This is a genomic window from Pseudomonas sp. LP_7_YM, assembly GCF_004364435.1.
Lineage (GTDB): Bacteria > Pseudomonadota > Gammaproteobacteria > Pseudomonadales > Pseudomonadaceae > Aquipseudomonas.
In genome coordinates this window covers 214,163-239,472 of record NZ_SOCT01000003.1, presented here as the reverse complement: position 1 = coordinate 239,472, position 25,310 = coordinate 214,163, and the positions used below count along the sequence as shown (strand labels likewise).

Below are 25,310 nucleotides of genomic sequence, written 5' to 3'. Positions count from 1 at the left end.
ACCCGGCAGGTGCCAACCCGGTGTCTGGTCCATGCCGTCAGTTAAATAAGCCCGCCGCAATGTTAATCGAGAACCCCAATATCGAGGTATTGAACAGAAACCCGATCAGCGACTGCGCCAGCACCACCTTGCGCAAGTCTCGGGTAGCGACGCCTACGTCGGACGTTTGCACCGCGACGCTGATGGTGAAAGAGAAATACAGGAAGTCCCAGTAATCTGGATTCTGCTCGCCATCGGCGAATTTCAGGCCTGCATCGTCACCGTCCCAGGTGTAGAACATGCGCGCGTAATGCAGGCTGAAAATCACCCCGATCAATAACCACGAGCCGACGATGGTCAAGCCCGTGAATGCGTAATGCAGGGCCTTGTCGCTGTCCGACATGCCCTTGATGTTCGCCAGCTCCAGAACGATGGCGGCAAGACTGGCGATGGCCGCGACGCAGACCACCATCAGCACCAGACCGGCGTTTTCGTCCTCGATTTCGGCGATGCGTTTGACGTCATCGGCATTGGATTTGAAGGTGCGGATCATGATCAGCACCATGTAGAACCAACCCGCAACGTTCCAGGCGATCAGGCATTTGCTGGTCAGGGTGATGTGTGGCGCGAAGACGGCAGCCGCAATACCGGCGGCGACGCCCAAGGCTACGGCGATGGTCAGGCGAGGGTGGGTCTGGGCGAGATGGGGCATGGCAGGCTTCACGGCAGCGAGATGAGCAGAACCTTAGCACGTCGCGCTCAACCGAATGAATGAAGAAAAACGGCGCGCAAGGGGAGACGCGCCGGTCGCCATAGGGCAGTTAACGTGGATGGGTTTCAGGCAACCGGAACGCTCGCTGCAGGGCGCCTGGCGTTTGTCGAACCTCAATGGCTATCGAACAAGACAGGGCTGCTTGTTGTTGAATTTCCAGTCAGGCATCAAAAATTGCATGGCCGCGCTGTCATCCCGCGCACCCAGGCCCATGCCTTTGTACAGCTCGTGGGCCTTGGCCACTTGATCCATGTCGATCTCGACCCCCAGCCCCGGCTTGTTCGGTACTTGCACGCTGCCGCCGATGATCTGCAGTGGCGCCTTGGTTAGGCGTTGCCCGTCCTGCCAGATCCAGTGGGTGTCGATGGCGGTGATGTTGCCCGGCGCCGCAGCTGCCGCATGGGTGAACATCGCCAGCGAAATGTCGAAGTGGTTATTGGAGTGCGAACCCCAGGTCAGGCCCCATTCGTTGCACATCTGCGCAACACGCACCGAGCCCTGCATCGTCCAGAAATGCGGGTCGGCCAGCGGGATGTCCACCGATTGCAGCTGGATTGCGTGGCCCATTTCACGCCAGTCGGTGGCAATCATGTTGGTGGCGGTGCGCAGCCCGGTGGCGCGGCGAAATTCGGCCATCACTTCCCGGCCCGAGTAACCGTTTTCCGCGCCGCACGGGTCTTCGGCGTAGGCCAGTACCTTGTGCTGATCACGGCACAGGCGGATCGCTTCCTTCAGTGACCAGGCGCCGTTGGGGTCCAGGGTAATGCGCGCCTTCGGAAAGCGCTCGGCCAGCGCGGTCACCGCTTCGATTTCCGCATCGCCGCTGAGCACGCCGCCCTTGAGCTTGAAATCTTCAAAGCCATATTGCGCGAAAGCGGCTTCGGCCAGACGCACCACAGCGTCCGGGGTCAGAGCCTCTTCATGACGCACGCGGAACCATTCATTGCCGGCGTCGTTTTCGGTGCGATACGGCAGGTTGGTCTTGGTCTGGTCGCCCACGTAAAACAGGTAACCGAGCATCTTTACTTCGTCACGCTGCTGGCCTTCGCCGAGCAGCGCCGCGACCGGGACGTGCAAATGTTGGCCGAGCAGGTCGAGCACGGCCGCTTCAATGCCGGTGACCGCGTGAATGGTGATACGCAGGTCGAAGGTCTGCAGGCCGCGACCGCCCGAATCACGCTCGGCGAAAGTGCGGCGCACATCGTTGAGGATTTTCTGATAGTTGCCGATGCTGTTGCCGACTACCAGCGCGCGGGCGTCTTGCAGGGTCTGGCGGATCTTTTCTCCGCCGGGAATCTCGCCCACACCGGTGTGGCCTGCGTTGTCCTTGAGAATCACGATATTGCGCGTGAAGTAAGGGCCGTGGGCGCCGCTCAGGTTGAGCAGCATGTCGTCATGGCCTGCCACCGGGATAACCTGCATCTCGATGATGACGGGGGTGCTGGCGGAATGCTGTGGGGTCATGGCTAAATCCTTGGGTTTGCGTGGCGCCTGGGTCGGCGCCGTTAACACGGGTTTCAGGCTTTTGAGTCAAAGAGCATCAGCAATGGCTGGGTGTCGCATCCACTCGGGCTACCGACGCCGCGCAGCGGTGAAGTAGTCGATCACGCCTGGAAAGAAACCGGCTTCAGCCACCCCCAATAGGAAACGCAGGATATAGAAGTGGGTTTGGGTCTGGATGAAAGCCATGCCTGCAGCCACCAGACCCCAGGTCAGCATGAGTCGGGTCAGCCAGATGCGCGCACCGACTTTCTGCAGGAGGATGTTGGAGGGTACGTCGAACAGCGCGTATGCGACGAAGAACAGGCCGGCACCAAAGCCGTAGGCGGCAGCGCCAATGCCTAGGTCATGTTCCATATGACTACGCACGAAACCGATATTGACCCGGTCGATGTAGTTGACGATGAACATAATGGCGAGCAGCGGCAGGGCATGACGGTTAACTTTTAAGACCGCCGATTGCAAGACGGAATCGATCCCGTCATCCACTCGTGATGAGGGTGTGTTCACTCTGATTGACTCCCACTGATTTATTTTTATGCGGGTTGTGGTGTATCTATCTCACACGCTGTGTGCGCTTTGTTGTTAGTCATCATACAAGTCACCTGAATCGCCGCAAGTGGTTTTTGCAGGGGTCGCAGCTACTATTTTGGGGAATACTCTGGCTTGTCTGACAAGTTGAATAAGTGGTTTTAGCTATCGTGCTCCACCGCTAATGGGGGCTTAGAGGGTCACCACGGCATTCTACGAATGCCTGTGCATACTCGCTTGTCCTGGCCACTAGATGGAAAAAGTACAAGTGCGAACGTGCTCACTTGCGGTCGATTCAACTCAGTGTTCGGACAATCTGCCATGGCATTCACCCCACCCGTTCTTCCCAAGCGTCGGCAGCACAATCTGGCAACCGATCTGGTGACCGACCTCAGCCGCCAGATTCTGTTGGGGTCCATCGCCCCCGGTGAAAAGCTGCCCTCGGAAAGCGAGATCGTGCGTCAGCATGGAGTGACTCGTCAGGGGGCGCAGAGTCCGGGCGTGCGGCCTCAGAGTTATGCATCATTCAGACGTCGACGCCGCGTGCAAAACCCCCAGCATCACGCCCATCTGCCATTCGAAGTACGGATTGAACGTCAGTCTCGCAAATACCTTGCCGGGCTCGCGATGCCCCCAATCCGAATACCACACCGGTTCACCGTTCAGGCATTTCTGCATGTCGGCTGCGTCCTGGCCGTTCCAGCAGATGCGCTGCTGACCGTCCTTGCCATACAGGCGGTTTTCGGGCGAGAACATCAGGCCCATGTGTGAGAACTGTGCGATGCGAGACGCCGGCAGATAATCGCTGCGCACCAGCACCCGCGAATTCCTGGCTGCCGCTGCCGGCTCGTCGCCGTACCAGATCAGACGACTGTCCGGGTGGCTGAAGCGGGTGTTGAAGTTGTCCAGCACATAGGCAGTGTCCAGCACCGAGTCATGTTGTGTGATGGCGATGAACACCGGTTTTTCGTAGCGCTGCCGATGGATGTGCCTCTGGGCCGACAGTGCGCTGCGATAGAACTGGGCAAAGCCGTTAGTGGGCACATTGAGGTAGCGCACCGGTGTTTGCATGGGACGCACGCCATCCTCGGGCTTAGCCAACCACGGCCGAAACCAGCCGATGTATTGGGTCACCCAGGCGTAGGTGTTGGCGGGACGAAAGGCAGGGGAAAACAGCACCAGGCCGGCGATTTCCGGATGTTCACTGGCGTAGTCCAGCACCAGATTGGCGCCGGTGGAGAAGCCGCCCAGGTACACCCTAGGCACCTCGCGCTGCAGAATTAGGGTCTGCTCGCGGACCACTTGCTGCCACTGGTTCAGCGTCACATCCAGCATGTCGGCCGGCTTGCTGCCATGCCCCGGTAGCAACACGGTACGCACCAGAAACCCCTGATCCGCCAGTTGCTGTCCGATGTCATTGAACGACCATGGCGAATCCCCAAGGCCATGCACCAGCAAAATCCCACGCGTGGGCACGCCGACGGGACGCCACTCACGCGGCGTATTCCACTCAAGCTCAGCGGCGTGGTCATCGGTCTGGAAAGTACGGTTTTGCTGGATCCAGGCCATGGTTTGCTCACGATACTCGGCAAAACTCGTCTGCCCCAGCGGCGCATCGCTGGAAGCGCAGGCTTGTAAGGTGAGCATTGGAAGCAACAGGGCAATACGACGTAGGGGCAAGTTGCGGTATCTCTCGGCTTTCTTTATTGGACGCAGAGCGCGCTTTTGCACTGTGCCACGCGAAGGCTCTGTTGGGTATTCGCGGTTGTCGATTGCCATGCAGGAACTAAACGTATAAATCAGGCAGACTCCCACCACTCATAAAAACAATTCGTGATGTGTATGAACCCTCAACGGCTTCGCTTACCGGTAACGCTTCATGTTCATCCTTGATCAAGCCCTGGCCCAGGACATCGTTGATCGGGCGATGGCGATATTGCCGTGCAACGTAAATGTCATGGATTACATGGGCATCATCATTGGTAGCGGCGAGGCGCAGCGGCTTTACACCCGTCATGAAGGCGCACAGCTGGTGCTGGCCAACAGCAGGGTGGTGGAGATTGATTCTCACACGGCCAGACAGCTCGACGGCGTGCGACCGGGGGTTAACCTGCCGTTGATGCTCGATCACAAACTGGTGGGGGTGTTGGGCATCACCGGCGAGCCGGCGCAGGTCCGGGTGTATGCGGAGCTGGTGAAGATGACCGCCGAAATGCTTATGGAGCATCGTCGGCAGCAGGCCGACCAGCAGTGGCGGCACCAGCGCAGCGAGGATCTACTGTCGCGGTTGTTGCTTGGGGACGGCGGCCTGCACTTGCTGGATGAGGCAGAGCAGCTGGGGCTGCAGCCGCAGTTATCGCGTCAGGCGGTAGTGATCGAACTCCCGGCCAATGCGGTGTATGCCGGGCAACTGGTCACATGGCTTAACGGGCGATACGCCAACAGCTGGTGTGTGTCGTGCGAGCCAAGTCTGGTCTATTGGTGCCGTGCTACTGGCAAGGATCGGGATGATGCCTTGTTGCTGGAGCAGTTCGATGCGCAACGCTGGCACGTATCGCGGATGGCGACGGTCGAGCCTTCGTCAGACCTGGCTTCGTTACGTGAAGCCTGTACAGCGGCGCGAGATTTGCTCGACTACGCCCGCCATGTTCAGCCGCAACACCGCTTATTACGGCTCGCGAGTCATCGTCTGGCCGTACTGTTCTGGCGCAATCGGCATGACTGTTTGGCCGACAGTGTGGCCGAGCCTGTCCGTCGTTTGCAGGGCAACGGCCAGTTGCTCGATACCCTGCGGGCCTGGTTCGACTACAGCGGCGAAAGCCAGACCTGCGCCGACGCGCTGGGCATACACCGCAACAGCCTGCGTTATCGCCTGGAAAAGATCGCCGAGGTGAGCGGTTGTGATCCGTATCGAACCGATGACCTGTTGAGGCTGTATGTGGGATTGCAAATGGTGCCCAGGTGAATGGCATTCATCGTGCCTCGCCGTAAATGGACGTTGTGAGCGACTTCATTCGTCCGCAGCGAATCAACCGGCTGCAAGTCCATTGCCCAAGCTATCTCGACTCTCTCGCGAAGCCACTTGTCTTGATACAGCCCATCGTCCATCGAGCAAAACCGAGCTTTTTGTTCGTATGAACAACGAAGGCATCCTCGGTTCTGTGCCGGGGCCAGCCGTAAGGTTTCGACGAACGTGCGAAGATCGCAACAATCGATAAGGAGAACCCCATGAAAATCGTCATTGCCCCGGATTCCTTCAAGGACAGCCTCAGCGCGCAAGGCGTGGCCCAAGCCGTCGCCATTGGCCTGCGCGAGGTGTGGCCTGATGCACGGTTGATTGAGTGTCCAATGGCCGACGGTGGTGAAGGCACCATCGAAGCGGTACTGGCAGCCTGTGGCGGGCAGTGGATGACCACCGATGTCAGCGGCCCGCTCGGGCAACCTGTGCAGGCGCAGTGGGGATGGCTTGCCGATTCTCGTACTGCAATCATCGAAATGGCCATGGCCAGCGGCCTGCAAATGCTGACCCTGGCACAGCGCGACGCGACCGTCACGACCACGTACGGCACGGGCCAGCTGATTACCGCAGCTCTGGATGCCGGCGCGCAGCGGGTCATCCTCGCCATTGGTGGCAGCGCCACCAACGACGCTGGCAGCGGGATGCTCTCGGCGTTGGGCGCACGTTTTCTCGACGACGACGATCAGCTTCTGGAACCTGGCGGTTTGGCCCTGAGCAAGGTTGCGCGCATTGATCTGGGGTCGCTGGACGCTCGCTTGAAAGAGGTGCGATTCGAAGTGGCGGCTGACGTCAATAACCCACTGTGCGGGACGAATGGCGCGTCGCATGTCTTTGGTCCGCAAAAGGGCGCTTCGCCCGAACAGGTGCTGGCGCTGGACGCTGCCTTGGGTCACTTCGCCGAGCAGTCGGCCCGTGTGCTGGGCAAGGATGACAGCGAACAGCCCGGCAGTGGCGCGGCAGGGGGAATGGGTTTTGCTGCCAGCGCCTATCTGAATGCTACGTTTCGACCGGGTGTGGAGGTGGTCGCGGATCTGACCGGTCTGGCGCAGGCGCTGGAGGGCGCCAATCTGGTGATCACCGGCGAAGGGCGTTTCGATGCTCAGACCCTGCACGGCAAGACGCCGTTTGGCGTGGCGAAGATTGCGCAACGTCAACGCGTGCCGGTGATCGTGCTGGCCGGGACACTGGGCGATGGCTACGCCGACCTCTACGAACACGGTATCAGCGCTGCGTTCGCATTGAGCAGCGGGCCGATGACGCTGGAGCAAGCCTGCGCCAACGCCGCTACCCTGTTACATGATCGCGCGCGGGATCTGGCGCGGGTGTGGCGACTGGCTGCCCGATAGCAGGGCGTCCTTCGCAGCGCGGTCAGCCTTTCGCGGCCTCCTCGGCTTCCTCGTCGATCCGGTCCGACTCGAACAATTCTGCGAGCTCGTTTCGGGCTTCCAGCGCATTCTGCATGACCTTCGCTGCGTCATCGTAGATCAGATGCTGGCGACTGAGCACCTGTTCGTCATGACGTTTGAAGCGGCTGATCCGTGCTGCCGCCTGCGTCTCGCTCAAGCCCAGACCAATCAGGGTGCGTCGGGTCATCTCCAGGCTGGAATAGAAGGTTTCCCGTACCGCCTGCGCGTCCAGGTCCATCAGGCGGTGCACGTGCTGCCGGTTGCGGGCCCGGGCGATGATCTTCAGGTGCGGGTACAACTTGCGCACAAGCTCGGCGGTCTTGATGTTGGTGTCGGGGTCGTCGGTGGCGATCACGAAATACTCGGCCTGATCGACCTTGGCTGCGCGCAGGATTTCCGGACGCAACGGGTCACCGTAAAACACCGGCACGTTGCCGAAGCTGCGGGTGAACTCGATGGTTTCCACCGAGGTGTCAAGCGCGATGAAAGGAATGTTCTGTGCCCGTAGGATCCGCGCCACGATCTGGCCCATACGGCCCATGCCAGCGATGACCACTCGGGGATTGTCCGAGTCGATGGACTTGTATTCGTCGGGCACTTCCTTGACCACCGACTTGGGTGTAAGCCAGCGTGACATCAGCAGCAACAGAGGCGGGGTCAGGGCCATCGACAGCGTGATGGTCAGCACCAGCGTGTCGTAAAGGCTCGCATCGAACAGGCCCTGATCGCGACCGATCTTGAATACCACGAAGGCGAATTCACCCCCGGCGGCCAGCACCAGGCCCAGGCGCAGCGCACTTTGTTTGCCAAGGCCGCCGGTCAACCTGCCGACGAAAAACAACAGTGGCAACTTCAAGCCGATCAACAGCAGGGTCAGCGCCAGCACTGTAAAGGGCGAACTGAACAGCAGCCCGATATTGGCACCCATGCCGACGCTGATGAAAAACAGCCCCAGCAGCAAGCCCTTGAATGGCTCGATCTGCGCTTCCAACTCGTGGCGATACTCGGAATCGGCCAGCAGCAGACCGGCGAGAAAGGCACCGAGTGCCATGGAGACGCCCACCAGGTCCATCAGCCATGCAGTGCCAATGACGACCAGGAGGGCGGTGGCTGTAGAAACCTCTTGCAGCTTGGTTTTTGCGACGATTCGAAACACCGGACGCAGCAGATAGCGACCGCCGACCACCACTGCGGTGATCCCGCCCAGCACCTCCAGCCCATGACGCAACGAGTCGCTGGATGAGGCTTCATGATTGCCGCCGGCCAGCATCGGGACCAATGCAATCAGTGGAATCGCCGCGATGTCCTGGAACAGCAGGATGGCAAACGCCAGTCGGCCGTGTGGCGCATTGAGTTCCTTGCGTTCGGCCAGACTCTGCAGGCCGAATGCGGTAGACGAAAGAGCCAGGCCCAGACCCAGGACCACCGCGCTGTTCAGCGGTTGGTCGAAGCCGAGCAGGGCGACTGTGCCGATAACGAACCCGGTGAGCAGCACCTGCGCCAGACCGACACCGAAGACCGATTTACGCATAGTCCACAAGCGTTTGGGTGACAGCTCAAGACCGATGATAAACAGCAGCAGGACCACCCCCAGCTCCGAAATGTGCGCCACGCTTTGTGGATTACCAATCAAGCCCAGTACGGACGGGCCAATGATCACGCCAGCGATCAGATAACCGATCACTGCGCCTAGCTGCAGCCGCTTGGCCAACGGCACGGTCAGAACGGCGGCGAGAAGAAACACGACTGCGGCCTGCAACAGGCTGCCTTCATGGGGCATTGGGAACTCCTTTGAGCGACAGGCAACGTTCGTACATGAAAAGTAAGTGCGCGCATTAAACCACGACGAAGTGACCGGGTTTAGCGTGCGAGGCTTTTCGCCGCACATGGGTACAGACGGCTCGGGAATGCTCGTGGGTGCCAGGACGGCTGTGACGGCGTAAGATGTCGGTCGCATTTGCGCCGCGCAAATGATCTCTACCCGCTTTCAGGACTTGCGCCATGACCAACAAACAGCGTCTGATTTATTCGATCATCATCGCCCTTAGCGTGCTGGCTCTCATGCTCGGCCTGTCGCACCTGCAGAATATCGGCGTGCTCGATGAGAAAACGTTCCAGTACATCGCCATCTTTGTGGCCGTCGTGGTAGTGGTGCTCAATGGCATTTTGCGGCGCAAGGTCAAACACTGATCAGCTGCAATTTCGGTGCTGTGAGGTAACGGCTTGATCGCGGAAACGGGCGGATGACCTTGCCGTAATTCCCGTGACATGCCGCGCGAACCTCACCTGCGTCGCGAAGCCCCTATCCTGAATCAATTTAGGGCATGACCCGCAGCACCCGGTTACAAAACCAGGCCTGAACTATTTTTCTTCTCGCGAACTCCAAAAAACTGCATGTCATATAGCCCGCAAAGGGAAAATGGAGTTCCGAAATGATCAAGACACTTACTGCTGCCGTACTCGCCACCGCCGCTCTGGCCACCGCCCCGTTCGCGTTGGCGGACAAGCCTGGTGCAGGCTGGATCACTATCGAGAAAGCGATCGAAAAAGCAAAGTCGTCCGGCTACACGCAGATTTATCAGATTGAAGCGGACAACGACGGTTACTGGGAAGGCAAGGGGCGCAAGGCTGACAGCCTGACTTATGAGTTCCGCATTGACGGCACATCCGGTAACGTCCTGCGCGATCAGAAAGACTGATCCGAGCGGGCGTATCACGCTGATTCGCCCCGCACCGGGAGCGCCGCTCGGCTGCTCCCGTCTCTGAATCGCGCTTTACTCCCCGCGCTGAATCCGACAACCTTGCCTTCCTATTCCATGTCAGCAGGAAGCGACGCATGACTGTGCGGATCGAATTCAAAAGCAACCCCAGCGAAGACGAGCGTTTAGAAATTCTCGAACCCTTGAAGGCCTACAACGCCGCAAGGGCGGGCGATGGACAGTCTGAAAAGTTTGCCTTCTTTGTCCGCGACCAGACCACTGAGGCGGTAATCGGCGGGCTGCACGGGCGCATTCTCTATTGCTGGCTGTTCATCGAATTGCTGGTGATCCCAGAGCAGGCGCGCGGGCAGCGCATGGGCAGTCAGTTGATGGACATGGCTGAAGAATATGCCCGCAAAAAAGGCTGCATCGGTGTCTGGCTCGACACCTTCGACTTCCAGGCTCCCGATTTTTACCGCAAGCACGGCTATCAGGCTTTCGGTCAACTTGAAGACTACCCGCTAGGGCATCAACGCCTGTTCTTTCAAAAGCGCCTGGACTGATGCCATGAGCTGACGTCCTGCCCGTCCGGCATTTGGGATCTTTCGGAGTTTAAGATGTCTTCAACACACGTCCCTGTTGATAGTCAGACGATTTCCTTCGGCGATCTGACCGAATTGCTGCGCCAGATATTCCTGCGTCACGGCACTTCGGCGAACGTCGCGGCGGTGTTGGCACAAAACTGTGCCAGCGCCGAGCGTGACGGATCCCATAGTCACGGCATCTTCCGTATCAAGGGCTACTTATCCTCGTTAGCGGCAGGTTGGGTGGACGGTCGGGTGGTGCCGCAAGTCGAAGACGTGGGCGCAGGTTTTGTGCGCGTTGATGCAGGTGGCGGATTTGCCCAGCCAGCCGTGCAGGCCGCCAAAGCGTTGTTGATCGAGAAAGCGCGTACGGCCGGCATTGCCATCCTTGCCATCCGCAACTCGCACCACTTCGCTGCACTGTGGCCTGACGTGGAGCCCTTCGCTCAGGAGGGGCTGGTGGCACTGAGCGTGGTCAACAGCATGACCTGCGTGGTGCCTCACGATGCGCAGGCTCCCTTGTTCGGTACCAACCCGATTGCGTTTGCCGCACCACGGGCCGGTGGTCAGCCAATCGTCTTTGACATGGCGACCAGCGCGATTGCCCATGGAGATGTGCAGATTGCTGCCAGGGAAGGGCGCACGTTACCGCCGGGCATGGGCGTTGATCGAGCCGGTCAGCCTACCCGGGATCCCGCTGCGATTCTCGACGGCGGAGCGCTGTTGCCTTTTGGTGGCTACAAGGGCTCGGCACTTTCAATGATGGTCGAGTTACTCTCGGCCGCGCTCACAGGAGGCCATTTCTCGTTCGAGTTTGATATGTCCACCAGGCCAGGAGCGCAGACGCCCTGGACCGGACAGACCATCATCGTGATCGACCCGGACAAGGGCGGCGGGCAGGCTTTTGCTCAACGCAGTGAAGAGCTGGTGCGACAGATGTATAGGGTCGGTCAACAGCGCATGCCTGGAGACCGCCGTTATCGCCAGCGAGAAAAATCCCTGCAGCAGGGCATTGTCCTTTCGGCGCAAGATTGGGTCTGGCTTAAGTCCCTTGCGCATTGTTGAGCGTCACAAATTCCTGAAAAGGCTCTAAGCAGGAACGACCACTCGTCGTATCGAGGCTTGCGTTTGGCTCTCTGAGAAAATACTGTATATTTAAACAGTATCCAGTGAAGAGGGATTGACCATGCAAGTCAACCAAGCTGCAACCACCCAGGCTTTCACCGCTCCGGCTGCAGAAACATCGTTCAGCAATGTCTGGGGCAATGAAATGCAACGCGAGGATTTTCTTGCCCTGGCAGCAGGCGTTCGTCAGTTAAGCACCCACCTTGAAGACGTCGCTTTTGTGCCGGGCGCACTACGTTACTCAGGTGAACAGGCCCAATGCGCAGTGGAATGAGTCTGCCTGTTGATTGAGCAGGCATGTTGCAGACCTAGCGGTGACGTTTCCCGGGAGCTCTTACCGGGACAGGCTCTACGGCAAAGGCACCATCAGCGTCGGGCTGACGCTTCTTGCCTGCGCTGATCAGTCCGACCGCAATAAAGGTTCCTGCCAGCGACACCGCACACCAACCCAGGAAAAATGGAATCACGTCTGGTCCTCCGAACTACAAAATCGGGTTGCCACGCAAATGACGAGCTGCCCATACGGGTTGTCGGCGTTTATAAGTGGTTCCAAAGGCCGAAAAGCGCGCAGCTTGAACAAATGTCGGGGGATTCGCAACTCCCCTCGACCAATGGGGTCTTGCTTTAAACATAGTCAATCTTGAGGCTCTCGGTTATGAAAGATATAGGTTCTCGCCTGAAGGAAGAACGCAAAAGCCTGGGCCTCTCGCAACAGGAGTTCGGTGCGATCGGCGGTGTCGAGGCTAACGCTCAGGGCAAGTACGAAAGCGGCGAGCGGATTCCTCGTTCCGACTATCTGGCAGCGCTGGGTAAAAAAGGAGTCGATGTGCTGTATGTGCTCTCAGGTGTGCGAACGCCAATGTCTGCCGAATCCCTGAACGACGAAGAACGGGCGATCATCACCCATTATCGAGCCTTGAGTGAAGACGACAGGGAGGCTATCTCACAATTGGCGACGTCGCTGTCTGAATGCGCCGTGGACGCCCATGCTCCGGTTTGAGGTCCATTTACAGCCTGGGCATTCGACGACTTGCGGCTGAATATATGAAACGTATATGCTTCGTATATTCAAAGCGAGGTGAGTCATGGGACTGGTCAAAATTTCCGAACAGATGCACGCCAATATTCGCTCGGCCAGCGCTGCGCTGAGTCGATCGATCAACGCCCAGGCTGAGCATTGGATGCGAGTAGGGATGCTCGCTGAACTCAACCCCGGCCTTAACTATTCCGATATCTGCCAGCTGCTCATTCGCGCCGAGGTCGCTGGCGATACGCTGAGTGATCAACCCGAGGAATTCGACACGCAGGAAACGCATTTCAGGGCGGTGTCGCAATGAGCGTTAGCATCAAGAGTGAAGCGGATCTGGCCGGATTACGTGTCGCCGGGCGTCTGGCCGCTGATGTTCTGGCGATGATCGCCAAGCACGTGAAATCAGGCATCAGCACCGAAGTGCTGGACGACATCTGCAATGATTACATCGTCAATGAGCTGAAAGTCATCCCTGCCAACGTCGGTTACCACGGGTTTACCAAGACCACCTGCATTTCGCCCAATACCGTGGTCTGTCATGGTATTCCGTCCCCGGACGACATCCTCAAGGAGGGCGACATCGTTAATATCGATGTCGCAGTTATCAAGGATGGCTGGCATGGAGATACCAGTCGCATGTACTACGTGGGTGAGGTGAGTCCTTTGGCGCGCCACCTGGTAGAAACCACCTACGAAGCAACGCTTGCAGGGATCCGGGTGGTACGCCCCGGCGCGACGTTGGGTGATATTGGTAGTGCGATACAGACGGTGGCTCATCGTGAGGGTTTCAGCGTTGTGCGTGAGTACTGCGGTCATGGTATCGGGCGTAAATACCATGAAGAACCCCAAGTGTTGCATTACGGGGCTAAAGGCAAGGGGTTGAAGCTCAAGCCCGGGATGGTGTTCACCATCGAGCCGATGATCAACGCCGGGAAACCTGGCACTCATACGCTGGATGACGGCTGGACGGTGCTGACTCGTGACCAGTCATTATCTGCGCAATGGGAACACATGGTAGCGGTGACCGATCACGGGTTCGAGTTGTTGACCCCATGGCCGGACGGGACAGGTGACTATCCGGCAGTTTGAGCAACGCCGCATTCGGACTAATAAAGTCACAATTGTTAGCATGACGAAAAGCTGACGTAACTTGTAGGAATCTTCCTGTTCCCCTGTAGTGCTGCAGCCTGACCGGCTCATGGATGATCAGACGTGCAGCATTTGGGGAGAACACCAAGAACACAAGGCGCGTGAAGGATCACACTCAATCAACGCCCACCGGTTTTCGTCAATCCCGATTTCCCCTCATCAAAGTCGTTTTGCCGCCTCCACTCCGGCAGAGCTGAGCTTGATCGGGTACTTGAGTGAGCGCTCGCCTTTGGCCGAGCTTTCAACGCACCCGTCATGTATCAACCCGGCTGTCTGCAAATGTTCAAGGGTGTCTGCAACTGCATGCTCCCCTCTGTAGTTATCCAGCACCTCTTTACCCAAGCCGGCCGGATGAGCGTGCAACAGACGTGTCAAGACTTCGTTTTTAAGCGCGTTATCGATGGTCATATTTACCTCGCTTTCTGGTACATGAGCGCTGCTTATAAATACCGACCACTCGATACCCGGTTTGTTTGGAGATTTATCATCTCACGTACGTTTGCCAGTCAACTGGGCCACATCTAGCCCTCCTGCCAATACCGTGGCCAAATGCGCGTTTAACCTGGAAAGCAATAATAGTGAGGGGGCGCCTTTATTCAGGCTGTGGAACTCCATGAATCAGGTTCGAAGACGAGCTGATTCAGCCGGATGAAGAATATCTGTAAAGAAAGGGCAATCTGATGGCCCGCGACGGAGACATTTTCTGGAAAAATCCTTTTCTTTCAATCAATTCCGGGGCGAGCTGTATGCGAGGAGTGGGTCTGGGCGTGGCGTTTTTTTTGATGGTGGCGGCAGTCCCTGCGCATGCACGAGCCATCAGTAAAAACGACCTGCATGTTTGCAAATGGGGAGCGTTAGTGGCACAGGCTGCCCAAGAATCCAAGCTGTCAGGGACGACGCTCTACAGTGCCAGAAAGAAGTTCCAGACGCGGAAATTCGCCCAGCCCTGGATGCAAAAAATGGCAGTGGGTATTACCGAACAGACCTATAAAAGCCCTTCGCGTCTGAAGCCTGCCGCAGTGAAACAGATCTATTACGACGGCTGCATCCAACATGATCTGGCGCGTAAATAAGCAGGAGGGATGTGGCGGGCTTTGAGGCCCGCCGTGTCGTTGCTTGCGAAGAGCTTAGTGGCAGTTACCTGCCAAATGGTAACGCTGGGCTTCGGCTGCCGCAGTGCTATCGAATTCGATCCTGTTTTTTTCCGACACCGCGTTGTATGACGGGCAGCCCGGGCGATGGTAGACCATGGTTTTCTTATTCCCGCGAATCGCAACATTCAGGTTGCTTGTCTTGGGTGCAGAGGCTGCATTTGGCTTCATCGAATTGGGTGCGGCGGGTATCGTCGACGTTGATCCTAAAGCAGAGCCTTTACCGCCAAAACTGGCGTTGAGAAAGATCGGCGCATGGTCGGAAACGCTTTCACGCCCCTGAGCATGGGTCATGCCCAGGTATTTCGGGTACTCGAAAACCTGAACCTTGTTAACCTTGATCGTCGAATTTTTGCCAACGAAAATGTTGTCGTAAAGATGGGCAAACTTGCCGTCCGACGTCGACAGCGTGCTGGCTCCGCTCAGCATCAGCGGTCTTGCACTGGCGTCCAGGTTGCCCCAGGCCGGCGAGGTGGGCGGCGTATTGAAGTCGCCCATCAGCATGATCTGGCTATTGTCCGGGTAGGTGTCCTTTAACCATGCCCAGTAACCGGACAATGCGGTGATCTCCGAAGCACGATCAGTCTGATTTTTGCCGTACAGGATATGCACCGTCGCGACGACAAAGGTACTGCCATCCTTGAGTGACTTGAAGCGGGCCGAATAAGGCTCCCGCTCGAAAGTATCGCCGCGATTAAGGTACGTTACAGCGCCGTCTTCGTAGGCCACCACATCGTCACGCCAGAGGAAACCGTACATTTCCTTATACGATGATCGGCCCACGGCGTGAGAAGCCATGGCGCTCCAGTGTTTGCCGGTCTGCCGGGTCAGTTCACGGGCCAAGGCTTGCAGGGCGTCTTCGTTCATAAGCTCTTGTACGGCAAGAAAGTCGACGTTCTGCGCAACTTTCGCGATGCTTTTGAAATCCTTGTTTGGACGCACGCTAAGGTGTTCCAGATTCCAGGTCCCGATATTGACGTCAGCGGATGCATTCTGCAGCACGGAGAAGGCCAGCAGGCATGAAGCGATAAATCTAAGCATTGAATTCCAACTTGGGGCTGAGTAAAGCGAAGGCGAGGCATTTTACGAATATCGCCGGGCAGGACAGTTTCATGGCCTGGATCAACCAGGCATCGAGATGCTGAAGAGGGGATCAATCGTCCTTGGGAACGGTCCAGAAGACCTGCACGCCACCGTCATCTCGCCAAGCCAGTGTCACGTTGTCGTTTTCGGCGATTTCTTCCAATAGCTGACTCCAGTCATCCTCGGGGTCGTCCGATAGGCGGAAGAGCAACGCAGAGCGAGATTTCTGCGCAGTGGGTGAGTTGATGATTTTTTGAATGCGCATGGCCAGACGATCATAAGAAGCCGGCGCTGAAACGGCGTTAGTAGACACGAGGAAAATCCTATTCTGCTGTATGTGTATACAGTATTTGAGTGTAGGACGTTTCGCAACTCCGGGGAGGCAAATTCGTGTCAGGCTACAGGTCTCTGTTCTACGGGACGGACTGGCGTCGCGAACCAAAATCAAATGTGTGGATCTGATCCGCTATTGGCGATTCAGTTCGCGATAACTCGAAAAATTAGAGGACTTGACATGAATATCAAAGTTTTGGGGCTGTCTTTCACTGCTGTGGTTATATGTGCTGCATTGGCTGGATGCTCGACGGCGACAGTGGTGACGCTGCAGAACGGCACCCAATACATTACCAAGGATGCACCGAAGACCAAGAGCAAGGACGGCTTTTACGAGTTCGAAGATATCTCTGGAAAAAACGTGAAAGTACGCGCTGACGAGGTGGCTACCGTCAAGAAGGAGGAATAAAGACGGCTTGGCCACTGTGTAATAAATCGTACGGATCGGCTTGAATAAACGCTTCAAAGCGGCCTCTGCCATGCCCCCGATGTCTTATGGGTGGCGTGGACGGTACGCAGGAGCGTTATCAGCGGCACGGAGCAGACGCGGCAGATCATTTTAATGCTTTGTAAGCAGGTGCTGAAATAATCCGTGATCGCCTTCAGGATGTTGACAAATCACTCGGCGATTCTCATAGTTTCGCCTACGCAAACGTTTGCGATTCGCTCATTCCTACGGGCTGAGGACGCATTCGGTGCCGATACAATAATCATAATGTCGGAGTAATTCCATGAAGCTGCCATTCGCTGCACGCCTTCTTGCTGTTGCCATGCTCGCCGCCAGTGCGGTAACCCTGCCTCTCTCTTCTGCCTCCGCTGACGACGCGAAGAAGCCTACTGTCGCCCTGGTCATGAAGTCCTTGGCCAACGAGTTCTTCCTGACCATGGAAGATGGCGCCAAGGAGTATCAGAAAGATCATTCTGCAGAATTCGACTTGATTTCCAATGGCATTAAGAACGAGTCCGATACTGCCGCGCAGATCGATATCGTCAACCAGATGATAGTGAAAAAAGTCGATGCCCTGGTCATAGCACCTGCTGACTCGAAAGCCCTGGCCTCGGTTATCAAGAAGGCTATGGACGCCGGTATCAAGGTCGTGAATATCGACAATCAACTCGATGCCGAAGTGCTGAAGGGTAAAAGCATCGAAGTGCCTTTCGTAGGCCCGAACAACCGCAAAGGCGCGAAACTGGTGGGTGATTACCTCGCCAAACAGCTGACTGCTGGTGATGAAGTCGGGATCATCGAAGGGGTGCCGACTACCACCAACGCGCAGCAGCGCACCGCTGGCTTCAAGGACGCGATGGATGGCGCGCAGATGAAGATTGTCTCCACTCAATCGGGCAACTGGGAGATCGACAAAGGCAATGCGGTCGCTTCGGCCATGCTCAATGAATACCCGAACCTCAAAGCGTTGCTGGCCGGCAACGACAGCATGGCTCTGGGGGCCGTGTCGGCTGTCCGCGCCGCAGGCAAGGCGGGCAAGGTGCAGGTCGTAGGCTACGACAACATCAACGCGATCAAGCCGATGCTCAAGGATGGTCGCATCCTGGCGACTGCTGACCAGTTTGCCGCGCGCCAGGCTGTATTCGGCATCGATACCGCGCTGAAGATGGTCAAGGGTGAAAAGCTCGACATCAAGGAAGGGGTGATCGAAACCCCCGTCGAACTGGTCACCAAGCCTTAACAAGCCCGACTTCTCAAGTCCCCGTAAATACCGCCAGCCCGCACTCCGGGCTGGCGAGTGGAGAGCGTTATGTCAGCGTCTGCTCAGGCCGCTGTTCTATCTGTCAGCGGCATCGGCAAAACCTACGCCCAACCTGTTCTCGGCGACATCGACCTGACGCTGATGCGCGGAGAAGTGTTGGCGCTAACAGGGGAGAACGGCGCGGGTAAGAGCACCTTGTCCAAAATCATCGGCGGACTGGTGACACCCACCATCGGCCAGATGCAGTTTCAAGGGAAGCCTTATACGCCAGCAAGTCGCACTCAAGCCGAAAAGCTTGGTGTACGCATGGTCATGCAAGAACTCAATTTATTGCCAACCCTGTCGGTTGCTGAAAACCTGTTCCTCGATAACCTGCCCAGTCGGGCCGGTTTCATCAATCGCAAAAAACTGCGTGAGGATTCCATAAAGGCCATGGCTCAGGTAGGACTGGAAGCCATCGACCCTGACACCCTTGTCGCGGAACTGGGTATCGGCCACCAGCAGATGGTCGAGATCGCACGCAACCTGATCGGTGATTGCCACGTTCTGATTCTCGATGAGCCGACAGCCATGCTGACCGCTCGTGAAGTGGAAATGCTCTTCGAGCAGATCACCCGTCTGCAGGACCGTGGCGTTTCCATCATTTATATCTCTCATCGCCTGGAAGAGCTTGCCCGGGTCGCGCAGCGCATTGCCGTACTGCGTGATGGCAAGCTGGTGTGTGTCGATGCGATGGCCAATTACAACAGTGAGCAACTGGTGACCTTGATGGTCGGTCGCGAACTGGGCGAGCACATTGATCTGGGCGAACGCAGCATTGGCGCGGTCGTTTTGTCGGTCAAGGGCTTGAGCCGCTCCGACAAGGTCCGGGATGTCTCGTTCGATGTGCGTGCTGGCGAGATCTTTGGTATTTCCGGTTTGATAGGTGCAGGTCGCACCGAGCTGCTGCGTCTGATTTACGGAGCGGACATTGCCGATTCCGGTACGGTTGCCATTGGCCAACCGCTGCAGACGGTACGTATAAGCTCGCCGGTGGATGCAGTCGGCCACGGTATCGCTCTGATCACCGAGGATCGCAAAGGCGAGGGCCTGCTGCTGTCGCAGTCGATCAGCGCCAATATTGCCCTCGGTAACATGGAAGCAATCTCCAGCGTAGGGGTGGTCAACGGTAATGCCGAGATGTCGCTGGCAAGACGTCAGGTGGATGCCATGCGGATCCGCAGCTCAAGCCCCACGCAGTTGGTATCCGAACTCTCAGGTGGCAACCAGCAGAAGGTCGTTATCGGACGCTGGCTGGAGCGCGACTGTCAGGTGATGTTGTTTGACGAACCGACCCGTGGCATCGATGTGGGCGCCAAGTTCGATATCTATGCGCTGCTGGGTGAACTGACCCGTCAGGGTAGGGCGCTGGTGGTGGTCTCCAGTGATCTGCGTGAGTTGATGCTGATCTGTGATCGTATCGGCGTGCTCTCCGCCGGACGTTTGATAGACACCTTCGAGCGTGAAAGCTGGACTCAGGATGAACTGCTTGCCGCCGCTTTCGCCGGCTACCAAAAACGTGATGCGCTGCTTTGCGAAGCGGCGCCCAGGAACGACTGATGAAAACTTCGACTCCTTCTGCCGCGCTGCCTTCACCGGGCAAACGCAGCGGCAATTATTTCGGCCTGGGGACCTATCTTGGCCTCGCAGGCGCCTTGCTGGCGATGATTGTGCTGTTTTCGCTGCTGAGCGATCACTTCCTGTCCTATGAAACTTTCAGCACCCTGGCCAACCAGATTCCCGACCTGATGGTGCTGGCGGTCGGTATGACGTTCATTCTGATCATCGGTGGTATCGACCTGTCGGTGGGTTCGGTGCTGGCGCTGGCAGCTTCCGCAGTGAGTATTGCAATGCTCGGTTGGGGCTGGGGCGTGCTGCCCTCTGCGTTGCTGGGCATGGCGTGCGCGACCGCTGCGGGCACGTTGACCGGCTCGATCACGGTAGCGTGGCGGATCCCGTCATTCATCGTCTCATTGGGTGTGCTGGAGATGGCTCGCGGTGTGGCGTACCAACTGACCGATTCTCGGACTGCGTATATCGGTGACTCTTACGCCTGGTTGTCGAATCCCTTCGCATTTGGTATCTCGCCCTCGTTCGTGATCGCATTGATCGTGATCTTTGTCGCACAAGCGGTCCTCACCCGGACAGTCTTCGGTCGATACCTGATCGGCATCGGCACCAACGAAGAGGCCGTACGTCTGGCAGGGATCAATCCAAAACCCTACAAGATTCTGGTTTTCTCGCTGATGGGATTACTGGCAGGCGTCGCGGCCCTGTTCCAGATTTCGCGCCTGGAGGCAGCGGATCCCAACGCAGGTTCGGGGCTTGAACTGCAAGTCATCGCAGCCGTTGTGATCGGTGGGACCAGTCTGATGGGTGGGCGCGGTTCGGTGATCAGCACTTTTTTCGGTGTGCTGATCATTTCCGTTTTGGCGGCGGGTCTTGCGCAGATTGGCGCAACGGAGCCAACCAAACGCATCATCACCGGCGCAGTGATCGTCGTTGCAGTGGTGCTCGACACCTATCGCAGCCATCGTGCACGGCGGCGCGGCTGAAATGGCCACTATCAAAGATGTCGCGGCAATTGCGGGCATTTCCTACACCACCGTATCCCATGTTCTGAATAGAACACGGCCGGTGAGTGACGAGGTCCGCAAGAAAGTCGAGGCCGCCATCGCACAGCTGGATTATGTGCCCAGTGCTGTGGCGCGCTCGCTGAAGGCCAAGTCGACAGCCACCATCGGGCTGTTGATTCCCAATGGCATCAATCCGTATTTCGCCGAGCTGGCCAGAGGGATTGAAGACTACTGCGAGCGCAACGGTTTCTGCGTGATTCTCTGCAATTCGGACGACAACCCGGACAAGCAGCGCAATTATCTGCGGGTGCTGCTGGAAAAGCGTGTGGATGGTCTGATCGTATCATCCGTGGGCGGGGGCGACAGTCTGGTCGACAGCTTGTCTGCGGTGCGCACACCTATGGTCATCGTTGATCGGGATCTGGAGCAAATCACTGCCGATCTGGTGCGGATCGATCATGAGTTGGGGGCCTACCTGGCCACTTCGCATTTGCTGGAACTGGGGCATCGCCATATCGCCTGTATTTGCGGGCCGGCTCAGACCAGCGTCGCACGTATGCGGCTGACAGGTTATCGCCGGGCGATGCAGGAGGCTGGCATCGAGGTCCCTGATAGCTGGGTGGTTGATAGCGATTTCACGGGGCCCAGTGGGCACCAGGCTGCAGGCAAATTGCTTGACGGTGATCGCCCGAGCGCGATATTCGCTGCCAATGACATGATTGGCATCGGCGTGTTGCGGGCCGCTGCGGAGCGAAATGTACGCGTGCCTGCTGATCTTTCAGTCATTGGCTTCGATGACATCCAGATGAGTCAATATGTGTACCCGGCGCTGACGACGGTCGGGCAATCGATACTGCAACTGGGTGAGCGCGCGGCTGAAGTCTTGCTTCGGCGCATTTCGACACCGGGCGACAGTCCGGTGCAGCGGTTGATCGTTGCGCCGAGCATCGTGTTGCGCGAATCCACGGCGCCTCCCACCAAAGCGTTCAATGAGTTTCGCTGAACCGGGCCGAAGGGGCCCGGCCTGAAGAGTAAAGACGTCATGCATGCAAAAGTAGTGATAGTGGGCAGTCTCAACATGGATCTGGTCACGCGTGCGCCTCGCTTGCCACGCGCAGGCGAAACCCTGGCCGGTCATTCGTTTGTCACCGTGCCCGGTGGCAAGGGGGCCAATCAGGCTGTCGCAGCGGCACGTCTGGGCGCCAGCGTGGCAATGATCGGCTGTGTGGGCGATGACGCCTACGGCGAACAATTGCGCGCGGCGCTGCAGGCCGAAGGCATCGACTGTCAGGCCGTGGCTAGCGTTGCCGGTGAGTCCACAGGGGTAGCGCTGATCGTCGTCGATGACAGCAGCCAGAACGCTATCGTCATCGTCGCCGGCGGTAATGGTCAGGTCACGGCGCAAGTGGTCGACGGCTTCGACAGTCTGTTGAGCCTCGCTGAAGTGATCATCTGCCAGCTTGAGGTGCCGATGGCAACTGTCGAGCACGTACTCAAGCGCGGACACGAGCTAGGCAAGACGGTCATCCTCAATCCGGCTCCGGCCAGTGGACCATTGCCAGCGCATTGGTACGGCTGGATCGACTACCTGATTCCTAACGAGAGTGAGGCCAGCGCGTTGACCGGTTTGCCTGTCGATAGCGTAGCCGGCGCCGATGCTGCGGCTACCGCGCTGATGGCCTCGGGGGTACGCAAAGTGATCGTGACGCTGGGCGAGCAGGGCGCATTGTTCGCGACTCATGCCCATTCCCAGCATTTTCCGGCGCCCAAGGTTAAAGCGGTGGATACCACCGCTGCGGGCGACACCTTCGTCGGTGGCTTCGCGGCTGCGTTGGCCGACGGTAAGTCCGAGGCCGAAGCCATACTTTTCGGACAGATTGCGGCGGCATTGTCCGTCACGCGTTCCGGTGCTCAGCCTTCCATTCCGACCGTCAACGAAGTTCAGGGCTATCCGTCATGAAAAAAACTCCGCTGCTCAATATCGCATTGTCACGCGTTGTCGCCTCCCTGGGGCATGGCGACGTGCTCATGATCGTTGACGCCGGGATGCCGGTCCCTCCTGGCGTGGAGCTCATCGACCTGGCTGTAACCCATGGTATTCCGGACTTCGTCAGCGTGCTGAATACGGTGCTGGCAGAGATGCAGGTCGAAAGCCATATTATCGCCGATGAAATGCACGAGAAGCAGCCTCCGGCACTGATTGTGCTCAATGAGCTCAACGCAGCCGGGCTTCTGGGCAAGCAGCATCTGCTCAGCCATGAAGCATTGAAACAAAAGAGCTGTCGCGCCCGGGCAATCGTGCGCACCGGTGAGTGTCAGCCATACACAAACATCGCCCTGGTGGCGGGCGTCGTCTTCTGAGTGCTTCGAAGCATTCCATTACTGATTGAACAGGGAGTTTTCAATGCAAATCTGCCGTCACTTCGTCTCTCAATTGATCCGGAGCGTTGCACTCTTGGCTATTTTTTCCACTGTTGCGGTGCAGGCAGCCGAAAAGCGTGACCTGATCATCGATACTGATCCCGGCGCGGATGACGTGGTAGCGCTGCTGCTGGCACTGGCGTCACCGCAGGAACTGAATGTGATGGCCATCACGACTGTCGCCGGTAACGTCCGAATTGACAAAACGTCGCGTAACGCGCGTCTTGCCCGCGAATGGGCTGGCCGTGAAGAGGTGCCGGTGTACGCCGGGGCAGGAAAGCCTTTGGTACGCACGCCGATCTACGCTGAAAACATTCACGGCAAAGAGGGTCTGCCCGGCGTTCAGGTGCACGAACCGAAGAACCCCCTCGCTAAAGGCAACGCGGTGCAGTACCTGATTGATACGCTGGGCAGGGCCGCGCCCCACAGCATCACCATTGCCATGCTGGGACCACAGACCAACCTGGCGCTGGCACTGATTCAGGCCCCGGAAATCACCCAGGGCATCAAGGAAGTGGTGGTCATGGGTGGCGCGCATTTCAACGGGGGCAACATCACCCCAGTCGCCGAATTCAACCTCTATGCCGATCCCGACGCCGCTAAGGTAGTCCTCGCCAGCGGGGTCAAGCTGACTTACGTACCGCTGGACGTGACGCACAAAATCCTTACCAGCGATCAGCGGATCAAGCAGATCGAGGGGCTGAACAATGAGGCTGGCAAGCTGGTCAGCAGCATTCTGAACGAGTACGTCAAGGCCGATATGGTGCATTACGGTTTGCCGGGCGGGCCCGTTCATGACGCCAGCGTCATTGCCTGGCTCCTGAAACCGGAGCTTTTCAGCGGCAAGCTGATCAACGTGGTAGTCGATAACCGCGAAGGGCCCGGGTTTGGTCAGACCATTGCCGATTGGTACGACACCATGAGCCAGCCGAAAAACGTGTTCTGGGTTGAAAACGGCGATGCTCAAGGGTTTTTCAATCTGCTGACCGAGCGTCTCGCACGTTTGAAATAGCCCTCACTCAAGCGTTGCTCAGCGCCCCGTTCGAGTAACGAGTGAAGTCAATTGCAGCCACGATAAATACAATACCAAACGTTTTGTGACGATTTGAATGCCATCACTGCGCCGTGCTCGGGCAGACTCGGCCTTGTCTGCAGCCGACTTGCAGGCACAGCCTGCGAAACCAAGCGTTTTCTGCGGTGTCGCAGAGTTTCGGTTCACGTTAAACGTAAGGAGTTTGTATGCCCTGGAAATACGCATCATCGGGATTGATCCTGGCCGCAGCGGTGCTGGCCGGTTGCAGCAGCACGTCCGGAACCTCAAAGCCAGCCGAGGAGTCGGCTTCTGATGCCGGCTACTCCCGTTGTGATGCCGCCGCTGCTCAATTCGCAATTGGCAAGCCAGCTTCACCCGCATTGCTGGAGCAGGCTCGAATCAAGGCAGGCGCGCAAACCGCAAGGGTGCTTGGGCCCGATGACATGGTGACGTTCGAATACCGGTCTGATCGGCTGAATCTGAATACCGATCAGACTGCGACAGTCAATCGCGTCAACTGCGGCTGATCACTTTTCCGCACGCATAAAAAACCCCGTCAGCGACGGGGTTTTTTTAGCACGCTTGGATTACTCCGCGCGAACCTGAGCGGCTTGCATGCCCTTCTGGCCTTTCTCAGCCACGAAAGAGACAGTCTGGCCTTCTTTCAGGCTTTTGAAACCGTCGGATTCGATAGCCTTGAAGTGTACGAACAGGTCGTCACCGCCACCTTGTGGAGTGATAAAGCCGAAGCCTTTTTCATCGTTGAACCATTTTACGGTGCCGGTTTGGCGATTAGACATGGTGTATCTCCAGAAACATAATTTTCAGTAGTGCTGTGCTGCTCAGGCCAACTGGGCACACGAGGGCTATCATAGTCGAATTGTGTGAATGCTGGACTTTTTCGGTAAGAACTTTGCGCCAATACCGCAAATATTTGCAGCCAACTTGATCGGCTTGCCCGTCCAATGCGGCGCCCCGGATATTCCGATACATGTTCAAATGCGGCTAAGGTCCGCGAGATACGGGGATTTCAGTCGAAGTTGCGGCCACTTGCACATTACCCGTGCTCCATGTGCAAGCGGTCTATTGTAAATTTTTTATTTTTTGTCTTTCAGGTATTTTCTCCTACCGCTTTTGTAAGCGAGACGTCATTTCGGCGCTTGGAGGCGTC

General features: G+C 57.5%; 28 protein-coding genes and 2 pseudogenes. 21 read left to right on the top strand and 9 right to left on the bottom strand.

Annotation, left to right across the window (positions count from 1 at the left end; all coding sequences use genetic code 11):
- Positions 1-37: 37 nt before the first annotated feature.
- The 3 genes and pseudogenes from EC915_RS10160 to EC915_RS10150 all read right to left on the bottom strand — a co-directional run.
- On the bottom strand, positions 38-691 hold the full coding sequence (locus EC915_RS10160) for a DUF1345 domain-containing protein (RefSeq protein ID WP_133750394.1): 654 nt from the start codon (positions 689-691) through the stop codon (positions 38-40).
- Positions 692-871: 180 nt separating this feature from the next.
- Positions 872-2,215 carry a glucarate dehydratase gene (gene gudD / locus EC915_RS10155; protein ID WP_133750393.1) on the bottom strand — a complete coding sequence of 448 codons (1,344 nt, stop codon included), beginning with the start codon at positions 2,213-2,215 and terminating at the stop codon, positions 872-874.
- A gap of 126 nt (positions 2,216-2,341) precedes the next feature.
- A pseudogene (locus EC915_RS10150) lies at positions 2,342-2,761 on the bottom strand (MFS transporter); the annotation flags it as partial.
- A 342-nt stretch (positions 2,762-3,103) separates the two neighbouring features.
- Between EC915_RS10150 and EC915_RS10145 the strand changes: the two are divergent.
- Positions 3,104-3,262 (top strand): annotated as a pseudogene (locus EC915_RS10145) (GntR family transcriptional regulator); the annotation flags it as partial.
- Positions 3,263-3,304: 42 nt separating this feature from the next.
- Here the strand turns inward: EC915_RS10145 and EC915_RS10140 are convergent.
- Positions 3,305-4,429 carry an alpha/beta fold hydrolase gene (locus EC915_RS10140; protein WP_372237871.1) on the bottom strand — a complete coding sequence of 375 codons (1,125 nt, stop codon included), beginning with the start codon at positions 4,427-4,429 and terminating at the stop codon, positions 3,305-3,307.
- A gap of 232 nt (positions 4,430-4,661) precedes the next feature.
- Here EC915_RS10140 and EC915_RS10135 point away from each other — a divergent pair, with 232 nt between their 5' ends.
- Positions 4,662-5,747: a sugar diacid recognition domain-containing protein gene (locus EC915_RS10135; protein ID WP_133750391.1), complete on the top strand. Its 1,086-nt coding sequence runs from the start codon at positions 4,662-4,664 to the stop codon at positions 5,745-5,747.
- 263 nt (positions 5,748-6,010) lie between these two features.
- On the top strand, positions 6,011-7,147 hold the full coding sequence (locus tag EC915_RS10130; protein ID WP_133750390.1) for a glycerate kinase: 1,137 nt from the start codon (positions 6,011-6,013) through the stop codon (positions 7,145-7,147).
- Between the two features lie 22 nt (positions 7,148-7,169).
- Here EC915_RS10130 and EC915_RS10125 read toward each other — a convergent pair whose 3' ends face one another.
- A complete protein-coding gene (locus tag EC915_RS10125; protein WP_133750389.1) occupies positions 7,170-8,987 on the bottom strand; it encodes a monovalent cation:proton antiporter-2 (CPA2) family protein in 1,818 nt (605 codons plus the stop codon).
- Positions 8,988-9,208: 221 nt separating this feature from the next.
- Between EC915_RS10125 and EC915_RS10120 the strand changes: the two genes are divergently transcribed.
- From EC915_RS10120 to map, 8 genes are all read left to right on the top strand, one after another.
- On the top strand, positions 9,209-9,397 hold the full coding sequence (locus EC915_RS10120) for a hypothetical protein (RefSeq protein WP_133750388.1): 189 nt from the start codon (positions 9,209-9,211) through the stop codon (positions 9,395-9,397).
- A 242-nt stretch (positions 9,398-9,639) separates the two neighbouring features.
- Positions 9,640-9,906 carry a PepSY domain-containing protein gene (locus EC915_RS10115; RefSeq protein WP_133750387.1) on the top strand — a complete coding sequence of 89 codons (267 nt, stop codon included), beginning with the start codon at positions 9,640-9,642 and terminating at the stop codon, positions 9,904-9,906.
- Positions 9,907-10,043: 137 nt separating this feature from the next.
- Positions 10,044-10,469 carry a GNAT family N-acetyltransferase gene (locus EC915_RS10110; RefSeq protein WP_133750386.1) on the top strand — a complete coding sequence of 142 codons (426 nt, stop codon included), beginning with the start codon at positions 10,044-10,046 and terminating at the stop codon, positions 10,467-10,469.
- Between the two features lie 54 nt (positions 10,470-10,523).
- Positions 10,524-11,555 carry an Ldh family oxidoreductase gene (locus tag EC915_RS10105; protein WP_133750385.1) on the top strand — a complete coding sequence of 344 codons (1,032 nt, stop codon included), beginning with the start codon at positions 10,524-10,526 and terminating at the stop codon, positions 11,553-11,555.
- 121 nt (positions 11,556-11,676) lie between these two features.
- Positions 11,677-11,889, top strand: coding sequence for a hypothetical protein (locus EC915_RS10100; protein WP_133750384.1), 213 nt, complete (start codon positions 11,677-11,679; stop codon positions 11,887-11,889).
- A gap of 381 nt (positions 11,890-12,270) precedes the next feature.
- Entirely contained in the window at positions 12,271-12,615 is a 345-nt protein-coding gene (locus EC915_RS10095; protein ID WP_133750383.1) for a helix-turn-helix domain-containing protein, read from the top strand.
- Between the two features lie 85 nt (positions 12,616-12,700).
- Positions 12,701-12,952: a ParD-like family protein gene (locus EC915_RS10090; protein ID WP_133750382.1), complete on the top strand. Its 252-nt coding sequence runs from the start codon at positions 12,701-12,703 to the stop codon at positions 12,950-12,952.
- Entirely contained in the window at positions 12,949-13,734 is a 786-nt protein-coding gene (gene map, locus EC915_RS10085; RefSeq protein ID WP_133750381.1) for a type I methionyl aminopeptidase, read from the top strand. Before EC915_RS10090 ends, map begins: the two co-directional genes overlap by 4 nt.
- 219 nt (positions 13,735-13,953) lie before the next feature.
- On the opposite strand, the gene EC915_RS10080 is transcribed toward map, so the two are convergent.
- The gene (locus EC915_RS10080; RefSeq protein ID WP_133750380.1) at positions 13,954-14,202 is read right to left on the bottom strand and encodes a hypothetical protein; all 249 of its coding nucleotides are present in this window, start codon (positions 14,200-14,202) and stop codon (positions 13,954-13,956) included.
- 272 nt (positions 14,203-14,474) lie between these two features.
- Here EC915_RS10080 and EC915_RS10075 point away from each other — a divergent pair, with 272 nt between their 5' ends.
- Positions 14,475-14,867, top strand: a complete 393-nt coding sequence (locus EC915_RS10075) for a hypothetical protein (protein ID WP_372237870.1) — start codon at positions 14,475-14,477, stop codon at positions 14,865-14,867.
- 54 nt (positions 14,868-14,921) lie between these two features.
- Here EC915_RS10075 and EC915_RS10070 read toward each other — a convergent pair whose 3' ends face one another.
- Together EC915_RS10070 and EC915_RS10065 are read right to left on the bottom strand one after the other, a co-directional pair.
- Positions 14,922-15,986, bottom strand: a complete 1,065-nt coding sequence (locus tag EC915_RS10070) for an endonuclease/exonuclease/phosphatase family protein (protein ID WP_133750379.1) — start codon at positions 15,984-15,986, stop codon at positions 14,922-14,924.
- Between the two features lie 112 nt (positions 15,987-16,098).
- Positions 16,099-16,293: a DUF1654 domain-containing protein gene (locus tag EC915_RS10065; protein WP_256658711.1), complete on the bottom strand. Its 195-nt coding sequence runs from the start codon at positions 16,291-16,293 to the stop codon at positions 16,099-16,101.
- 249 nt (positions 16,294-16,542) lie between these two features.
- On the opposite strand from EC915_RS10065, the gene EC915_RS10060 reads away from it, so the two are divergent.
- From EC915_RS10060 to EC915_RS10020, 9 genes are all read left to right on the top strand, one after another.
- On the top strand, positions 16,543-16,770 hold the full coding sequence (locus EC915_RS10060; protein WP_133750378.1) for a YgdI/YgdR family lipoprotein: 228 nt from the start codon (positions 16,543-16,545) through the stop codon (positions 16,768-16,770).
- A gap of 322 nt (positions 16,771-17,092) precedes the next feature.
- A complete protein-coding gene (locus EC915_RS10055; protein ID WP_133750377.1) occupies positions 17,093-18,049 on the top strand; it encodes a sugar ABC transporter substrate-binding protein in 957 nt (318 codons plus the stop codon).
- 69 nt (positions 18,050-18,118) lie between these two features.
- Positions 18,119-19,669 carry a sugar ABC transporter ATP-binding protein gene (locus EC915_RS10050; RefSeq protein WP_133750376.1) on the top strand — a complete coding sequence of 517 codons (1,551 nt, stop codon included), beginning with the start codon at positions 18,119-18,121 and terminating at the stop codon, positions 19,667-19,669.
- Complete coding sequence (locus EC915_RS10045; protein ID WP_133750375.1) at positions 19,669-20,664, top strand: ABC transporter permease; 996 nt, start codon at positions 19,669-19,671, stop codon at positions 20,662-20,664. Before EC915_RS10050 ends, EC915_RS10045 begins: the two co-directional genes overlap by 1 nt.
- A 1-nt stretch (position 20,665) precedes the next feature.
- Positions 20,666-21,688 carry a LacI family DNA-binding transcriptional regulator gene (locus EC915_RS10040; protein WP_133750374.1) on the top strand — a complete coding sequence of 341 codons (1,023 nt, stop codon included), beginning with the start codon at positions 20,666-20,668 and terminating at the stop codon, positions 21,686-21,688.
- A 39-nt stretch (positions 21,689-21,727) separates the two neighbouring features.
- Complete coding sequence (rbsK, locus tag EC915_RS10035; RefSeq protein ID WP_133750373.1) at positions 21,728-22,645, top strand: ribokinase; 918 nt, start codon at positions 21,728-21,730, stop codon at positions 22,643-22,645.
- Complete coding sequence (gene rbsD / locus EC915_RS10030; RefSeq protein ID WP_133750372.1) at positions 22,642-23,046, top strand: D-ribose pyranase; 405 nt, start codon at positions 22,642-22,644, stop codon at positions 23,044-23,046. Before rbsK ends, rbsD begins: the two co-directional genes overlap by 4 nt.
- A 43-nt stretch (positions 23,047-23,089) precedes the next feature.
- Complete coding sequence (locus EC915_RS10025) at positions 23,090-24,118, top strand: nucleoside hydrolase (RefSeq protein ID WP_133750371.1); 1,029 nt, start codon at positions 23,090-23,092, stop codon at positions 24,116-24,118.
- A gap of 227 nt (positions 24,119-24,345) precedes the next feature.
- Complete coding sequence (locus EC915_RS10020; protein WP_133750370.1) at positions 24,346-24,666, top strand: I78 family peptidase inhibitor; 321 nt, start codon at positions 24,346-24,348, stop codon at positions 24,664-24,666.
- 60 nt (positions 24,667-24,726) lie between these two features.
- On the opposite strand, the gene EC915_RS10015 is transcribed toward EC915_RS10020, so the two are convergent.
- Positions 24,727-24,939 (bottom strand): cold-shock protein, encoded by a 213-nt coding sequence (locus EC915_RS10015; RefSeq protein ID WP_007905882.1) that lies wholly within the window; start codon positions 24,937-24,939, stop codon positions 24,727-24,729.
- Positions 24,940-25,310: the final 371 nt, after the last annotated feature.

Coding starts and splice junctions, on each gene's coding strand:
- EC915_RS10140 (WP_372237871.1), bottom strand. CDS start 4,429: ATGCTCACCTTACAAGCCTGCGCTTCCAGCGATGCGCCGCTGGGGCAG.
- EC915_RS10045 (WP_133750375.1), top strand. CDS start 19,669: ATGAAAACTTCGACTCCTTCTGCCGCGCTGCCTTCACCGGGCAAACGC.
- EC915_RS10020 (WP_133750370.1), top strand. CDS start 24,346: ATGCCCTGGAAATACGCATCATCGGGATTGATCCTGGCCGCAGCGGTG.
- EC915_RS10095 (WP_133750383.1), top strand. CDS start 12,271: ATGAAAGATATAGGTTCTCGCCTGAAGGAAGAACGCAAAAGCCTGGGC.
- EC915_RS10015 (WP_007905882.1), bottom strand. CDS start 24,939: ATGTCTAATCGCCAAACCGGCACCGTAAAATGGTTCAACGATGAAAAA.
- EC915_RS10070 (WP_133750379.1), bottom strand. CDS start 15,986: ATGCTTAGATTTATCGCTTCATGCCTGCTGGCCTTCTCCGTGCTGCAG.
- EC915_RS10130 (WP_133750390.1), top strand. CDS start 6,011: ATGAAAATCGTCATTGCCCCGGATTCCTTCAAGGACAGCCTCAGCGCG.
- EC915_RS10050 (WP_133750376.1), top strand. CDS start 18,119: ATGTCAGCGTCTGCTCAGGCCGCTGTTCTATCTGTCAGCGGCATCGGC.
- gudD (WP_133750393.1), bottom strand. CDS start 2,215: ATGACCCCACAGCATTCCGCCAGCACCCCCGTCATCATCGAGATGCAG.
- EC915_RS10090 (WP_133750382.1), top strand. CDS start 12,701: ATGGGACTGGTCAAAATTTCCGAACAGATGCACGCCAATATTCGCTCG.
- EC915_RS10060 (WP_133750378.1), top strand. CDS start 16,543: ATGAATATCAAAGTTTTGGGGCTGTCTTTCACTGCTGTGGTTATATGT.
- EC915_RS10115 (WP_133750387.1), top strand. CDS start 9,640: ATGATCAAGACACTTACTGCTGCCGTACTCGCCACCGCCGCTCTGGCC.
- EC915_RS10025 (WP_133750371.1), top strand. CDS start 23,090: ATGCAAATCTGCCGTCACTTCGTCTCTCAATTGATCCGGAGCGTTGCA.
- EC915_RS10160 (WP_133750394.1), bottom strand. CDS start 691: ATGCCCCATCTCGCCCAGACCCACCCTCGCCTGACCATCGCCGTAGCC.
- EC915_RS10100 (WP_133750384.1), top strand. CDS start 11,677: ATGCAAGTCAACCAAGCTGCAACCACCCAGGCTTTCACCGCTCCGGCT.
- rbsK (WP_133750373.1), top strand. CDS start 21,728: ATGCATGCAAAAGTAGTGATAGTGGGCAGTCTCAACATGGATCTGGTC.
- EC915_RS10105 (WP_133750385.1), top strand. CDS start 10,524: ATGTCTTCAACACACGTCCCTGTTGATAGTCAGACGATTTCCTTCGGC.
- EC915_RS10120 (WP_133750388.1), top strand. CDS start 9,209: ATGACCAACAAACAGCGTCTGATTTATTCGATCATCATCGCCCTTAGC.
- EC915_RS10080 (WP_133750380.1), bottom strand. CDS start 14,202: ATGACCATCGATAACGCGCTTAAAAACGAAGTCTTGACACGTCTGTTG.
- EC915_RS10040 (WP_133750374.1), top strand. CDS start 20,666: ATGGCCACTATCAAAGATGTCGCGGCAATTGCGGGCATTTCCTACACC.
- EC915_RS10055 (WP_133750377.1), top strand. CDS start 17,093: ATGAAGCTGCCATTCGCTGCACGCCTTCTTGCTGTTGCCATGCTCGCC.
- EC915_RS10135 (WP_133750391.1), top strand. CDS start 4,662: ATGTTCATCCTTGATCAAGCCCTGGCCCAGGACATCGTTGATCGGGCG.
- rbsD (WP_133750372.1), top strand. CDS start 22,642: ATGAAAAAAACTCCGCTGCTCAATATCGCATTGTCACGCGTTGTCGCC.
- EC915_RS10110 (WP_133750386.1), top strand. CDS start 10,044: ATGACTGTGCGGATCGAATTCAAAAGCAACCCCAGCGAAGACGAGCGT.
- EC915_RS10065 (WP_256658711.1), bottom strand. CDS start 16,293: ATGCGCATTCAAAAAATCATCAACTCACCCACTGCGCAGAAATCTCGC.
- EC915_RS10125 (WP_133750389.1), bottom strand. CDS start 8,987: ATGCCCCATGAAGGCAGCCTGTTGCAGGCCGCAGTCGTGTTTCTTCTC.
- map (WP_133750381.1), top strand. CDS start 12,949: ATGAGCGTTAGCATCAAGAGTGAAGCGGATCTGGCCGGATTACGTGTC.
- EC915_RS10075 (WP_372237870.1), top strand. CDS start 14,475: ATGGCCCGCGACGGAGACATTTTCTGGAAAAATCCTTTTCTTTCAATC.